Annotated in this window: 13 protein-coding genes; 7 read left to right on the forward strand and 6 right to left on the reverse strand. The window is 43.7% G+C overall.

What is annotated here, in order from left to right:
- Positions 1-11 precede the first annotated feature (11 nt).
- Positions 12-1,424 (forward strand): NfeD family protein, encoded by a 1,413-nt coding sequence (locus ACUNWA_RS17815; RefSeq protein ID WP_445593280.1) that lies wholly within the window; start codon positions 12-14, stop codon positions 1,422-1,424.
- A 36-nt stretch (positions 1,425-1,460) separates the two neighbouring features.
- Here ACUNWA_RS17815 and ACUNWA_RS17820 read toward each other — a convergent pair whose 3' ends face one another.
- Entirely contained in the window at positions 1,461-1,949 is a 489-nt protein-coding gene (locus ACUNWA_RS17820) for a cupin domain-containing protein (RefSeq protein ID WP_445593281.1), read from the reverse strand.
- 133 nt (positions 1,950-2,082) lie between these two features.
- Here ACUNWA_RS17820 and ACUNWA_RS17825 point away from each other — a divergent pair, with 133 nt between their 5' ends.
- Positions 2,083-3,414 carry an SO_0444 family Cu/Zn efflux transporter gene (locus tag ACUNWA_RS17825; protein WP_445593282.1) on the forward strand — a complete coding sequence of 444 codons (1,332 nt, stop codon included), beginning with the start codon at positions 2,083-2,085 and terminating at the stop codon, positions 3,412-3,414.
- A 2-nt stretch (positions 3,415-3,416) separates the two neighbouring features.
- Positions 3,417-3,998 (forward strand): methyltransferase family protein, encoded by a 582-nt coding sequence (locus ACUNWA_RS17830; RefSeq protein WP_445593283.1) that lies wholly within the window; start codon positions 3,417-3,419, stop codon positions 3,996-3,998.
- A 114-nt stretch (positions 3,999-4,112) separates the two neighbouring features.
- On the opposite strand, the gene thrC is transcribed toward ACUNWA_RS17830, so the two are convergent.
- From thrC to bcp, 5 genes are all read right to left on the reverse strand, one after another.
- Positions 4,113-5,414, reverse strand: coding sequence for a threonine synthase (gene thrC, locus ACUNWA_RS17835; protein ID WP_445593284.1), 1,302 nt, complete (start codon positions 5,412-5,414; stop codon positions 4,113-4,115).
- A gap of 136 nt (positions 5,415-5,550) precedes the next feature.
- Positions 5,551-6,759 carry a cofactor-independent phosphoglycerate mutase gene (locus ACUNWA_RS17840; RefSeq protein ID WP_445593285.1) on the reverse strand — a complete coding sequence of 403 codons (1,209 nt, stop codon included), beginning with the start codon at positions 6,757-6,759 and terminating at the stop codon, positions 5,551-5,553.
- Positions 6,760-6,843: 84 nt separating this feature from the next.
- Positions 6,844-9,273 carry a bifunctional aspartate kinase/homoserine dehydrogenase I gene (gene thrA / locus ACUNWA_RS17845; RefSeq protein WP_445593286.1) on the reverse strand — a complete coding sequence of 810 codons (2,430 nt, stop codon included), beginning with the start codon at positions 9,271-9,273 and terminating at the stop codon, positions 6,844-6,846.
- A gap of 123 nt (positions 9,274-9,396) precedes the next feature.
- A complete protein-coding gene (gene recA, locus ACUNWA_RS17850) occupies positions 9,397-10,419 on the reverse strand; it encodes a recombinase RecA (protein ID WP_445593287.1) in 1,023 nt (340 codons plus the stop codon).
- A 2-nt stretch (positions 10,420-10,421) separates the two neighbouring features.
- Entirely contained in the window at positions 10,422-10,889 is a 468-nt protein-coding gene (bcp, locus tag ACUNWA_RS17855) for a thioredoxin-dependent thiol peroxidase (protein WP_445593288.1), read from the reverse strand.
- Between the two features lie 163 nt (positions 10,890-11,052).
- On the opposite strand from bcp, the gene ACUNWA_RS17860 reads away from it, so the two are divergent.
- The 4 genes from ACUNWA_RS17860 to floA all read left to right on the forward strand — a co-directional run bounded on the left by ACUNWA_RS17860 (position 11,053) and on the right by floA (position 14,178).
- Positions 11,053-12,366, forward strand: coding sequence for a tetratricopeptide repeat protein (locus ACUNWA_RS17860; protein ID WP_445593289.1), 1,314 nt, complete (start codon positions 11,053-11,055; stop codon positions 12,364-12,366).
- Between the two features lie 66 nt (positions 12,367-12,432).
- Positions 12,433-12,714 carry an ATP-dependent Clp protease adaptor ClpS gene (locus ACUNWA_RS17865; RefSeq protein ID WP_445593290.1) on the forward strand — a complete coding sequence of 94 codons (282 nt, stop codon included), beginning with the start codon at positions 12,433-12,435 and terminating at the stop codon, positions 12,712-12,714.
- A gap of 10 nt (positions 12,715-12,724) precedes the next feature.
- Positions 12,725-13,198, forward strand: a complete 474-nt coding sequence (locus ACUNWA_RS17870) for an NfeD family protein (protein ID WP_445593291.1) — start codon at positions 12,725-12,727, stop codon at positions 13,196-13,198.
- Complete coding sequence (floA, locus tag ACUNWA_RS17875; RefSeq protein WP_445593292.1) at positions 13,198-14,178, forward strand: flotillin-like protein FloA; 981 nt, start codon at positions 13,198-13,200, stop codon at positions 14,176-14,178. The genes ACUNWA_RS17870 and floA overlap by 1 nt, the downstream gene beginning before the upstream one ends.
- Positions 14,179-14,787 lie beyond the last annotated feature (609 nt).

Here is a 14,787-nt window from a genome sequence, read left to right on the forward strand (position 1 = left end):
AAACTAAAATCATGAGATCAGGCCTATTCTATACGCTCATTTTGCTTTTCGCACTTTCGACCTGGAGCTGGGGACAGGAAGCAGATTCGACCCAGATAAATTCAAAAAAGTTGGTTTACAAGCTCAACATCATGCAAAACATTATGCCGGCAACCTGGCGCCAAACCAAGCAGGCATTTCAGGAAGCGGACAGCTTAGAGGCCGATTTATTTCTGATCCACATGAACACGTATGGCGGCACGGTGGTGGATGCAGACTCCATACGAACCAAAATACTCAACAGCCCCATTCCGGTTTACGTCTTTATTGATAACAATGCCGCCAGTGCCGGTGCCTTGATTTCCATTGCCTGCGACAGTATTTTCATGCGTCGCGGAGCATCTATCGGCGCAGCCACCGTGGTCAACCAAACAGGGCAACAAATGCCTGACAAATACCAGTCGTACATGCGCTCGACCATGCGGGCTACGGCTGAAGCTCATGGCGGCGACACCATTATTAGCGGACAGGACACCACCTTTCGCTGGTTCCGCGACCCACAAATTGCTGAAGCCATGGTTGATGACCGCGTTTACATTCCAGGCATCATCGATACCGGCAAGGTGCTCACCTTTACCCCCAACGAAGCCATGAAACATGGCTACTGTCAAGGAATTGCCGACAATGTTCCGCAAGTATTGGAAATGATAGGTGTAACAGATTATGAACTGGTTGAATATCAACCCACCTTTATGGAGAAAATCATCGGCTTCCTGGTCAATCCCATGGTTTCGGGCTTACTCATTATGGCCATTTTGGGTGGCATTTATTTTGAAATGCAAACCCCGGGCATTGGCTTCCCTCTGATCATCGCACTTGCCGCAGCTTTTGCCTATTTTGCACCACTCTACCTCGAAGGACTTGCCGCCAACTGGGAAATTATGATTTTCATTGTCGGACTTATTCTTATTGCGCTGGAAATATTTGTCATTCCGGGCTTTGGAATTGCCGGCCTGCTGGGGATTACACTCAGCTTCACCGGATTGGTCCTGAGCTTGATTGACAACATCAACTTCGATTTTGAAGGCGTGCATCCCGATAAAATACTAACGGCACTTACCACCGTTATTGTGGCTTTGTTTGGTGGGTTTCTGCTCAGCCTGCTTATTAGTAAAAAGTTGTTTACCGCCAACTCAGGAGCCTTTAAGAACCTGTCACTGCATTCAACCCAGGAAAAAGAACAGGGTTTTGTTGGGGTCGACACGAGTTTCATCAATTTGGTTGGAAAGACAGGAACAGCTTACACCGTATTGCGTCCTTCGGGAAAAGTTAAGATTGATGGTAAAATTTACGATGCTGTTTCTGGCTTGGGCATGATTGACCGGGGTGACGAGATCGTCGTCATCCGAACAGAATCAGCGCAATTATACGTTGAAAAAGTTTAATGAACCGATTGGGAAGCAGGTCTTGTCGACATAAGATCAGCTCTGCTCCCATTTCTTTTCAACCTCTTCTTCCCCCTGAAAATAACCAACAGTCGTTGGTTTTACAAAAATCTCCCCTTCCGGAAAGAGATTCATTTTCCCCGAATCAGGATACTCGGTGATATCGATTTCACGCAAAGTCCGAATATCCAGGTATAGACAGGGTTCTTCCGCGTGATTATACAACTGATGAGCCCCTTCTTCGCCCATCCCAAAAAACACGACCTCACCAGCGCGGACACCCTGAATTCCATCGGGGCCTCGCAAGCTTGCCGCACCCGACAGTATCACGAACATTTCTTCCGTATTTCGGTGAAAGTGATACGGAAAAGAATAATGCCCCGGGTTTAACCGTCGTAAGTCAAACATCAGATGATTTGCGCCAACCTGGCTAGACAGGCGAGGAACAGCCGTCTCCAGCCTAAACTTCTCAAACGGATCAATTTCCTTGAAATCGAATCCGGAAGGTTTAAAGATTCGTACCATAATTTACCAAACATTAAATGGATATTCCAACATAACGATATAGCTAGATACCTTAAAGTTTTTAGTGATTTAGTTCTTTAAGAACAGAAACAATTCTAATTTTGTTTTTCTTTATAAAGAGAGGAAAAAAGTGATGAAAGATTTTATAATTAACTATCTGTCAGAAGTAATTTATTTATTGAACGAAATGGCTCCCTGGTTGATCCTGGGGCTGGTATTTGCCGGCTTACTGAAAGTATTTTTCCCGGAAGATAAAGTCGTCCGGTACATGGGCAAACCCAATACCAAATCAGCGTTAAATGCATCATTTCTGGGCATTCCGATGCCACTGTGCTCGTGTGGGGTGATTCCAACCGGAATCTCGTTCTTCAGAAATGGAGCCTCGAAAGGCGCCACCAATTCATTCTTAATTTCGACCCCTCAAACAGGCGTTGATTCCATCTTTGCCACCTACTCGATGTTGGGATGGCCATTTGCCATTCTACGCCCAATTGTAGCTTTCGTAACCGGTATTATGGGAGGAATTTTAACCAACTGGTTGGTGAAGGAAAAACCCGCCGCTCCTAAAAATCCGTTTGCCGGCTTTAAAATAGACACGGAAGCACTGGGTAAAAAAGGTGGTTCGGCCAGTGCAGCCAGCTGTCAGGATGATTCGTGCGGATGCCATGACAAACCGGTCCCAAAAGGAAACACACTTGTGCGAGCCACGCACTATGCCTTTATCGAATTGCTTCAGGACATTGCCAAATGGCTCATCATCGGCTTTCTGCTTGCCGCATTGATTTCCGTTGTTCTTCCTGATGACTTCTTCATGCGCTTTCAAGGATGGGGCATCCTGGAAATTCTAATTATTCTGGCCGCATCCATTCCGCTTTATGTGTGTGCCACAGGCTCTATCCCGATTGCAGCAGTACTGCTGATGAAAGGTGTTTCGCCAGGAGCGGCACTGGTTTTTCTGATGGCAGGCCCCGCAACCAATGTTGCCACCATGACTGTCATTGGCAACACCATGGGACGTAAGTCTTTGTTTGTTTACCTGGGAACGATCATTGGTGGTGCTGTTTTGTTTGGTCTGCTTACCAACTGGCTTATCCCCACCGACCTGATCATGAGTCAAATGGTGCATATTCACGGCAATGGCGAACATGAAATGCTTCCCAAGTGGTTACAAATTTCCTCTACGGTCTTGTTGATTGGATCACTGATTTTTGGTTATTTTTACGAACGTTTTGAGAAATCAAAGAAATCGACACAAATGGATCTGAAAACATTAAAAGTAGAAGGAATGACTTGCTCGCACTGCGAAGCTAGTGTAAGCAAAAACCTATCGAAACTGGATGGCGTAGATGAGGTTTTTGCCGACAAAAACACCTCCGAAGTAAAAATTAAAGGCAACAAAATCGACTTAAAAGAGATTGAAAAGATTATTACCGAAATTGGGTATCAATACAAAGGAGAAATTTAATCATGCTAATTCAACTTGGTCTGATCTTTTTAAGTGGTTTTCCCTTGCTGTCAACAGCCTTACTGGCCTACCAGCTTCTTCGTAACGGACAGGGAGCAATGGGCGTACCCAGCATCACCGCCTGGCTTTTTTACCCGGCAAAACTGACCGCTGGCGTTCTGTTGTTTATTCTTTTTCCAGCCAGTTTATCGGCTACTTTTTTCGATTATTTCCCCTGGCTCATTCAGCATGAGGTTCCAGAAGTGCAGCAACTTCTTAGCTTGATTTTTCTGCTGGCGGGTAATTTATTGCTCATTCCGGCCTATTATACCATGAGCATTTTCACACGCGTTGGACTACCTACAAAAGACCATGCGCTGCAAACCAATGGCATTTACCGAATCAGCCGGAACCCCATGTACACCAGCTTTTTTTTCTTTTTCACCGCCTGTTTTTTGCTTATTCCCAGTCTATTGGTAGCCGCATTAGGCCTCTTCTCACTAATCATCCACCACTTTATTATTCTAAGTGAAGAAAAATTCATGGCATCCAGTTTCAGCAGCGAATATCAAACGTACCAAAACCAAACAGCCCGCTACCTTTGATTGAAACCCCACAGCCCTCTGCTTTCCGGGGTCACCTGAAAAGCAGAGGGCTGTGGTTTTTTGACCAAAAGCGAACGAGCTGTTCACTTCAATAAAGGAGCTTTCGATAAAACCCTATTGATTCAAAAGATAGGCACGAAAATCTTCAAAGTCCTTGCTGATAGGCACTGACAGTTTTTCCCGCGTCATAAATTCCTGCAACTTTTCGGGCAGGCGAACTTTTCCTTTGCCAATAATTTGTTCAACCGTTTCGGTAAACTTAGCAGGGTGAGCAGTCTCTAGAAATACGCCAAGTTCGCCATCCAATAAATCTTCCTCCAAAGCTTTGTAGCCAGTTGCTCCATGCGGATCGGTCAGGTAACCATATTTGTGATAAACCTCGCTCAGCACCTCCCGAATTTGATCATTTGAATAACGATAGCCATGCATCTCAGCTTTAATGTCGGAATGGGAATGCTTATACAAATCCAGAATCCGGGCGAAATTACTTGGATCACCAACATCCATGGCATTAGCAATGGTGGCAATGGACTCGCGTGGCTCGTATTTCCCACTTTTCAAATAAGAATATACAATATCGTTTTCATTGTTTGCAGCCACAAATCGTTTGATTGGCAAGCCCATTTTTTTGGCAAACAAGCCGGCAGTCAGGTTTCCAAAGTTACCGCTAGGCACCGAAACCACCATATCCTCAGTCATTCCTCGTTGCCGCATGCGGGCATAGGCATTGAAGTAATAAAACGCCTGCGGAAGGAAACGAGCCACGTTGATCGAATTCGCGGAAGTTAAAGTCAGGCTGTTTTTCAATTGATCATCCAGAAAAGCCGTTTTAACTAAACGTTGGCAATCGTCGAAATTACCAGCTACTTCAAGGGCCGTAATATTCTGCCCCAAAGTCGTAAACTGCTTCTCCTGAATGTCGCTCACCAGGCCTTTGGGATACAATACATAAACGTGAATTCCCGGTACTCCTAAAAAACCGTTGGCAACAGCACTTCCGGTATCGCCCGAAGTAGCAACCAACACATTTACCTTCTCTTGTTTGCCTTTTAAGAAATAAGCCAGCAAGCGTGCCATAAATCGTCCGCCCACATCTTTAAAAGCAAGTGTTGGCCCATGCCAAAGTTCCAGCGAATAGATGTTGTCATTGACATGAACCACTGGGCAATCAAAATTCAAGGTATCATAAACCAGAGCTTTCAAGTCTGCTTCAGGAATATCTTCACCAAAGAATTTCTTAGCCACTTCAAAGGAAATTTCCTGAAACGATAATTGATGAATATTTTCAAAGAAGGAGTTCGGAAACGACTCAATGCGCTCGGGCATAAACAGGCCTTTGTCATCGGCCAATCCTTTGACTACGGCCTCTTTCAGTGAGACTTCAGAAACTGATTTATTGGTACTGTAATAATTCATTTTGATTTGCGAGTTAGGCGTTCCAATATTTTCACACGAGGTATTGCCTATTCAATATTGGATCTTCTTAATTTAATAATTGATGTTATTGCACGCGTCAGGTGACTTTAAGCTATCCGACATGAAAACCAATCGGCTATTTACTTAATAGCGCTTTCATAAATTCATTTCCTCTTAGCAGGCCATAGCTTCCCGCTTTTACGGAAAACTCATCGTAGGCTTCTACACCATCTCCCTCAACACCTGGCTTGTAAATAATAAATGGCACCGGATCTTTCGTGTGTACCGTTGTGGCACAAGGCGTAGGATGATCGGGCAAAACAGCAATTGCTACCGATTCGTCCATCTTGGCGGTTTCTTCCACCAAATATTTCACCACCCGTTGATCCAGGTATTCAATTGTTTTCGTTTTCAGCTCCACATCACCTTCGTGTCCGGCTTCATCACTGGCTTCAATATGCAAGTACACCAATTCATGATCAGCCAAAGCATCAATCGCTGCCTTGGCTTTACCTTCATAATTGGTATCGTGCAACCCTGTGGCTCCTTCAACTTTAATCACCTCCATCCCGGCATACACTCCAATTCCCTGAATGAGGTCAACCGCTGAAATCACCGCCGACTTCTGAATGCCAAACAAGCCTTTCAAGGTTGGCATTTGAGGCTTATAGCCCGGCGACCAGGGCCAGATACTGTTGGCAAGCTCCTTGCCCATCGCTTTTCGCTTTTGATTTACTGGATGGTTGGGTAAAATCTCCATAGACTGAGCAATGAGCTGATTCAGCAAGTCTGCGGTTTCCATTGCCTGGTCGTCAGTCGCCTTTATCAAATGTTTCTTGAACGGCTGCCCCGGAACATCATGCGGCGGCGTGCAGTCCATTTGCTTTTTACCACCTTTAATCACCAAGACATGCCGGTACGACACGCCCTTGTGAAAAATGATTCGCTTACTTCCCAGCTTTTCGTTTAGAAAATCAATCAATTCGTGCGCTTCTTCATTGGAGATATGTCCTGCCGAATGGTTTTTAATCGTTTCATTATCGATGGTCAGCAAATTACAACGCAAGGCCAAATCACCTTCTTCAAGCTTCACACCCATACTCGCTGCTTCAAGCGTTCCACGTCCTTCATAAACACAAGGAACATCGTAGCCCAACACCGAAAGGTTGGCGATTTCACTTCCCGGGTGCATGTGCTCCGGAACCGTCACCAACTGCCCACAACATCCAAGTTTGGCCAGTTGGTCAATCATTGGGGTTTTAGCCATTTGAAGTGGGGTTTTTCCTCCGTAATTTTCCAGTGGCTCATCAGCCATTCCATCCCCTAAAACGATTATATATTTCATAAAAAGTTTCGTGTCTGGAGTTTCAAGGTCCAAGTGCAGTGTCCTTACATCGAGGCTCTTTACGCTCAATTCATAATCCTGATACTAAATATTCGACACCCGGATAATATCGGCAAAAACGCCGGCGGCAGTCACTTCAGCCCCAGCTCCATATCCTTTGATGATCATGGGGAACTCCTGATAGCGCTCGGTGGTAAACATCACCAGGTTGTTGCTGCCCTGCAAATCATAAAACGGATGTCCCTGTCCAATCTCCTGCAAGCCGACTTCCGACTGTCCATTTTCATATTTAGCAACAAAACGCCAGCATTTATTCTCCGCTTCAAGAACTTTTCTGCGTTCTTCAAAGTCGGCATCCAATCCTGCAATGCCGTTCCAGAAATCATCCATGCTCCCATCAAAAAACTCATCCGGAATGAATTTATTTATAGTGACATCATCCTTTTCAATCCGGTATCCGGATTCCCGAACCAGAATCAGCAGTTTACGGACCACATCAATTCCACTCAAATCAATACGCGGATCAGGTTCTGAATAACCTTCCTCTTTAGCCATCCGGATGGTTTGGCTCATCGGAATCTCTGCCGAAATGGTATTGAAAATAAAGTTCAGCGTTCCCGAAAGTACCGCTTCAATTTTCAGTATTTTATCACCGGCATTCACCAAATCATTTAACGTGTTGATAATTGGCAGTCCGGCACCAACATTGGTTTCAAATAAAAACTTAATACCTTTTTGCTTGGCGACCTTCTTCAGTTTCAAATAGTTTTCATATTCCGAAGAAGCGGCAACTTTATTGGCCGTAACAATAGAAACGTTGGCATTCAACAAATCTTCATACAAGTCAGCGGCATCATTTGATGCGGTGCAATCGACAAAAACAGAGTTGTAAATATTCATGTCAATCACCGCTTGCTTATAGGCCTCCAAGCCCGAGGTCTGCCCTTCGGTATCTAATCGCTCCTTATATCCGTCAATGGCAATGCCATCGCGATTGAGCAGCATTTTCCTGGAGTTCGCCACCCCCACTAGTTTCAATTTCAGGTGCTTTTCCTTGAGCAATTTTTCCTGCTGCTGCTGAATCTGCTTCAGTAAGTTTCCTCCGACCAGGCCGATGCCCAGCATAAAAATATTCACCTCCACATTTTCCGACAGGAAGAATGACTCGTGTACCACATTCAGCGTTTTCCGCAAATCGGAATCATTCACCACCCACGAAATATTGAGCTCGGATGCTCCCTGTGCAATGGCGATGATGTTGATTCCGTTTTTACCAATGGTATGGAACAATTTTCCAGCAATGCCGGTGGTATGTTTCATATTTTCGCCCACAATGGCCACAATCGACAGGTCATTTTCAACTTCAATATTGCTAATTTGCTCTGCGGCAAGCTCACGCTCAAATTCAATTTTGATCGCTTCTTCTGCCATCTCCGCTTTCAGCGTATCGACAGCAAATGAAATAGAGTTTTCAGATGAGGCCTGCGAAATCAAAATCACATTGATATTTTCACGCGCCAGCGCTCCAAACAAACGCATGGAGATACCGGCAACACCGACCATTCCCAATCCCTGTACCGTCAGCAGACTGATGTTGGAGATAGAAGAAATCCCTTTAATTGGTCGGTCCTTTCCGTTGGGTTGGCTTTCGCGGATAAGCGAACCTTCCGATTCAGGTCTCAGTGTATTTTTAATCTGAACCGGAATTCCTTTTTGATAAACCGGCAAAATAGTAGGTGGATAAATAACTTTAGCACCAAAGTGCGACAACTCCATTGCTTCAGAATAACTTAGCGTTTCAATGGTGTATGCTTTTCTGATTACGCGCGGATCGGCGGTCATAAAACCATCCACATCCGTCCATATTTCCAGCACTTTTGCGTCCAGAGCAGCCGCAAAAATGGAGGCCGTATAATCTGAACCTCCACGCCCAAGGGTCGTATATTCGTCGGCACTGTTGCTTGCAACAAATCCGGGAGCCACGCAAACTCCCGAGAAGTCTTTCAAAGCAAGCTGTATGCGTTTATTCGTCAATTTAAAATCAACTAGTGCGCGGCCAAAAGCGCTATCGGTTTTAATCATCTGAGAAGCGTCGACCCATTGAGCATCATCAATAAACTGACTGATAATGTAAGATGACAAACGTTCGCCAAAACCTCCAATTTTATCCATGGTCTTAGGCGTCAGTTCGCCAATCATAGAAACTCCACGGATAATTCTAGACAGCTCATCGAGTAAATTACTGACTTCATCTTTGACTTCTTCTTTTTGATTTCCGGAGAATAAAGCTTCTACAACTTCTTCATGTCTCTCGGTGATTTCGGTAAGTTCCGTGTTGAAATATTCCGTCCCCAGGACAGCCATTTTCGCTGCATTCAATATCTTGTCAGTTATTCCGCCTAAAGCTGAAACGACAACGATCACGTCGTCTTGCTGACTTTTAACAATCTCTTTCACCCTTCGGATGTTCTCGGCACTTCCAACTGAAGTACCGCCAAATTTCAACACTTTCATACCTAATATCTTGATAAGTTGCTATTCTATTCTTGATTTTAACCGTTTCCGAGTAGCACAAAAAAAAATCCGGATGAAGCAGTTTGCGCCTCATCCAGACATGACTGCATTGTATGCTATTTCTTAAATTTCCGCTGCAGCCGTAGCCACTGCTTCAAAAATTTTCGTTTCCAGTTCGTGAGCGAGTTCTTGGTTATCGCGTAAAATATTTTTCACCGATTCGCGGCCCTGACCTAACTTAGTTTCTCCATAACTAAACCATGAACCGCTTTTTTTGATAATGTTGAAAGTTACTCCTAAGTCAACAATTTCGCCGGTTTTAGAAATTCCCTCACCATACATGATATCAAACTCAGCCTTACGGAACGGTGGAGCTACTTTGTTCTTCACCACCTTAACGCGCGTATGGTTACCCATGGCATCTTCGCCATCTTTAATTTGTCCAATACGGCGGATATCCAAACGCACCGAAGCATAAAATTTCAGGGCATTACCCCCTGTTGTGGTTTCCGGGTTACCAAACATGACACCAATTTTCTCGCGCAACTGATTGATAAAAATGCAGCACGTTTTTGTCCGGTTAATGTTGGCTGTAAGCTTACGTAAAGCCTGCGACATCAAGCGGGCCTGCAAGCCCATCTTTGAATCCCCCATTTCGCCTTCAATTTCAGCTTTTGGTGTTAAGGCCGCTACCGAGTCAATCACCACAATATCTACTGCTCCTGAACGAATCAGGTTGTCGGCAATTTCCAAGGCCTGCTCGCCGTTATCTGGCTGCGAAATCAGCAATTCATCCGTATCAACACCCAATTTTTTGGCATAGTAGGGATCAAAAGCATGCTCTGCATCAATGATAGCAGCAATACCTCCGGCTTTTTGCGCCTCAGCAATGGCGTGGATGGCCAAAGTTGTTTTACCCGATGATTCAGGACCATAAATTTCAACAATACGTCCTTTAGGAAATCCACCAACTCCCAAGGCAATATCCAGTCCAATTGATCCGGAAGAAATCGCCGGAACATCTTCAACGACGCGTTCGCCCATTTTCATGATTGAACCTTTGCCGTAACTCTTTTCAATTTTATCCATTGTAAGCTGAAGGGCCTTCAGCTTCTCTTTATTTACATTCGAATCTTCTTTTGCCATAGTTATCCTAAATCTAACGATTTGATTATTTGATTTGTATGATCTTTTGTTTTTACTTTCTCAAAAACTTCCTCAACAACACCCTGCTCATCAATCACATAAGTTGTCCGAAGTACACCCATGTATTTCTTCCCATACATACTTTTTTCACCCCAGGTGCCATAGGCTTGCAAAATTTCCTTTTCAGTATCTGCAATTAGGTTAAATTTGAAGCCAAACTTATCGGCAAATTTCTTGTGCGATGCCACCCCATCCGGGCTTACCCCAACCACTTCATAACCTTTCTCAATCCAGGCGTCGTAGTTGTCATTCAAATTACAGGATTCAGCCGTGCAGCCCGGAGTATTGTCTTTGGGATAGAAGTATAAAATTAATTTCTTCCCTTTAAAATCCGATAATGAAATTGTTTCGTTGTTTTGATTAAGCCCCTTAAAACCAGGAGCCGCATCACCTTTTTGCAACAGTCCCATACATTTTTTTTGTTTAATTAGACAAATATACTTGAATTAATGATAAATATCAGACTAATTTCGCGTGAAAAGCTAACAAAAACTAAACAGTTAAAGAAAAATTAGCTTTCAACTATTTTTGTAATTTTATATCGAAAACGATTTAACAATTATGCGCGAAAACATGACATTATTTTTGAAAACAACTGCATTTCTTTTATTGTTTGTGCTCAACCCCGGTTTATTCGAAAAAACGGCTCATGCGCAAAATGATCCGGAACAACAGGCCAAAGACATGGTTGAGAATGGACAATACACTGAAGCAATTCCGTACTTTGAGGATTTGGTTCATCTTTATCCGGAAGACAAAACCTTGAACTATTATTTGGGCATGTGTCTGGTTGAAACAGAACAGCCGACAGAACAAGCCAAAACAGCCTTACAGAAGTCACTGGGTAATGATACGCCCGTCAAAAGTCTTTATTATTTGGCACAATGCTTCCATGCAAACAATAATTTTCTAGAGGCCATAAACTACTACAAGCAGTTTGACGATGAAGCCCGCAAAAAGGAAAAAAGAGACACCAGGCTTGAGGAGCTGAGAAACCTGTGCGAGCAACAGATCAACCCATTCTCCGCACCTGTTACTGCAGTCGAGAATGAACAAACCGAAGAAATGCCGGCAACACCTCTCGAAGAAGCCATCGCGATTCAACCCGAAGAAGTAGAAATTCCGGAAGGGCTAGAAGACAGCCTGATTCAATTTCAAGTCAACTCCACCATTAAATACCTGAAGATTGACCAATTTAAAAATGCGAGTTCACTCAATGCCTTTGTTCGCGCCTGGCAAGCCGAGCAGGAGCTGCAAGGAATAACCGAAAAAACCAGCCAGCTGCGAGCCAAGTACAATTCGGCTTTTGCTGACGAGAAACAGGAAATTGCCAATACAATCCTTCTTCTTGAAAAAGAAGCGTACACTAAGAACCAGGAGATCAACCAAAATTACACCGAAGCGCGGCTCGGCGAAAAAGATTACTGGCAAAAAGCCAGCCCGGAAACAATTCATTCCTTTAGCGAGAAAACACAAGCCATGGAAGACAGTATCCGGCAGGCCAAAGAGGCAAAGCGACTCCAAAAGCTGGAAGCCCAAAAACCGATTGTCTTACCCGATAATCTGGTCAAAAATCTGATTCCGGAAGAACCAGCAGTCGTCAACACCGGAATCGTGTATAAAATTCAGATTGGTGCTTACAGCCGAACCCCGCCCGACTGGGTACAGCGTCTTTTCAAGAAACTATCCATCATCCGTCGGATTGATCAATATACAGACGAGAATGGCGTAACCGTTTATACTGTTGGTGAATTAAAATCATACCAGGATGCTCTTCAAATGCAATCGCAAGTGCGCACCGAAGGAGTCAGCGATGCGTTTATTGCGGCCTATAAAGACGGTGAACGTATTCCGCTAGAGGAAGCACGGCAAATTGCAGGCGAATAAAACTGAGAAAAAGACATGAAAAAGCGTGAATCTGTAGTACATTTATAACGCAAACAAAAGGAAGCCATGAAAGCGGACGAGAACACCAAAAAACAAACGGATCAGGAAGAGAAAGAAAAAACAAGAAACGAACGCTTTCTCATTCTTCACAATGATGATCATCATAGTTTTGACTATGTGATTGAAGCCTTGATGAATGTATGCGAACACGCCCCGGAACAAGCGACACAATGCACCTTAATTACACATTATAAAGGGAAATGTGATGTCAAAAAGGGAAGTTTTACCTATCTTAGTCCAATGAAGAAAGCCTTGGTGGAGCGAGAATTAAGAGCAACCATTGATTAAGCAAAAATAAATGACCATACTAATTATTCTGTTTCTCATCTTTCTGGGAATCTTACTCCTCCTTTTGGAATTTGTTGTTATTCCCGGAATTACCATCGCCGGAATTGGCGGAGTGGGCCTACTTGGAGCCAGTGTTTATTTAGCCTTTGACTCCTATGGAGTGCTGGCCGGAATTATCACACTAGCCTTTGTCATTATTGTCGTTCCCATCATCATCTACCGCTTGTTTCAAAGCCGGTCCGGAAAGCGTTTACTGCTAAATTCGGAAATTGACGGACATGTTGAAAAAATAGATGATCAACTAATCCAGGTTGGCGATGAAGGGATTACCCTTGGGCGATTAGCTCCAACCGGCCGTGTGAAAATTAACAACCTCAGCATGGAAGCAAAATCAGCAACCGGCTTTGTCGATCAGAATGTCAAAATCAAGGTCATTGAAGTTTACAGAACACAAGTACTCGTTGAACCAATAAATCAAGAATAATGGAATATTTTGGAACTTTAGGATTAGTTGTAGGGATTTTTGTCCTGCTCATTATTATCCTGTATTTTATCCCGATCGGACTCTGGTTTTCCGCCTTAGTATCGGGTGTTCGTATCTCACTTATGCAACTTTTCCTGATGCGTTTCAGGAAAGTACCTCCTTCGGTAATTGTTCGCGCCCTGATCGAAGGAACCAAAGCCGGCATCAAGCTGGATCGCGACAAACTTGAAGCCCACTACCTGGCTGGCGGAAAGGTTGACATGGTTGTTCATGCCCTGGTTTCAGCCGAAAAGGCAAACATCGACCTGACTTTCAACATGGCTACAGCCATTGACCTGGCCGGACGCGATGTTTTTGAAGCCGTCCAAATGTCGGTAAACCCCAAAGTGATTGACACACCTCCCGTTGCCGCAGTTGCCAAAGACGGAATTCAGCTCATTGCCAAAGCAAGGGTAACCGTTCGTGCCAACATCAAACAACTGGTTGGTGGTGCCGGCGAAGACACCATCCTGGCTCGTGTAGGCGAAGGTATTGTTTCGTCCATCGGTTCTTCGCATACTCACAAAGCCGTATTGGAGAACCCCGATTCTATTTCAAAAGTCGTGCTAAACAAAGGACTAGATGCAGGGACTGCTTTCGAGATCTTATCAATTGATATCGCAGATATCGACATCGGTAAAAATATCGGCGCCGGACTACAAATTGACCAGGCCGATGCGGATAAAAACATTGCACAGGCCAAAGCCGAAGAACGCCGCGCCATGGCTGTTGCTTTAGAACAGGAAATGATTGCCAAAGCACAGGAAATGCGTGCTAAAGTAATCGAAGCCGAAGCCCAGGTACCCTTGGCTATCTCTGAAGCCTTCCGCTCCGGAAACCTTGGTATCATGGATTACATGAAATACAAGAACATCATGGCGGACACATCCATGCGTGACTCTCTTGCTCAAGACGAAAAGAGCAAAGGCCGAAAAAAATAAGCGCTAAACGCCTGTAAAAAAGAGAGGCTGACTCGTTTGAGTCAGCCTCTCTTTTTTGTTATTGAATAATCCAATAGTTGAAAAATGTTCTTCAGCATGGATTTTAATATTGGCTTAACACACAAGTGTGTTTTTCAACATATCTTTGCCGAAGATTTTATTTCATAAGTTTAGGTTTGATTAGTTTTATTGGTTTAGTTAGGTTAGAAAAGGGTAGATGAAGATCTACTCTTTTTTTTATTCCCGCTTACGAATAATACTTCTTAAAAAACATGTTCTCTAACACAATTTTAATATTTACTTAACACATCTTTGTGTTTTTCAACATATCTTTGTCGAAGATTTTATTTCATAAGTTTAGGTTTGATTAGTTTTATTGGTTTAGTTAGGTTAGAAAAGGGTAGATAGAGATCTACTCTTTTTTTTGCTCTAAACTGAACTCCACATCAAAGCAAATCATAGCTGTTAAGTAAACACAAACTACTACTTGCCCGTAAAGTTCGTTGAAAAACAAAAATCGTTGGTAGTGTTCTTTGCTATTACAGTTTTAGTTGGCATCGTTCTTCAAATTTAATAATCAGTTCTTGTTTTACTTGCCCCCAGTAAGCA

Source organism: Sunxiuqinia sp. sy24 (assembly GCF_052677165.1).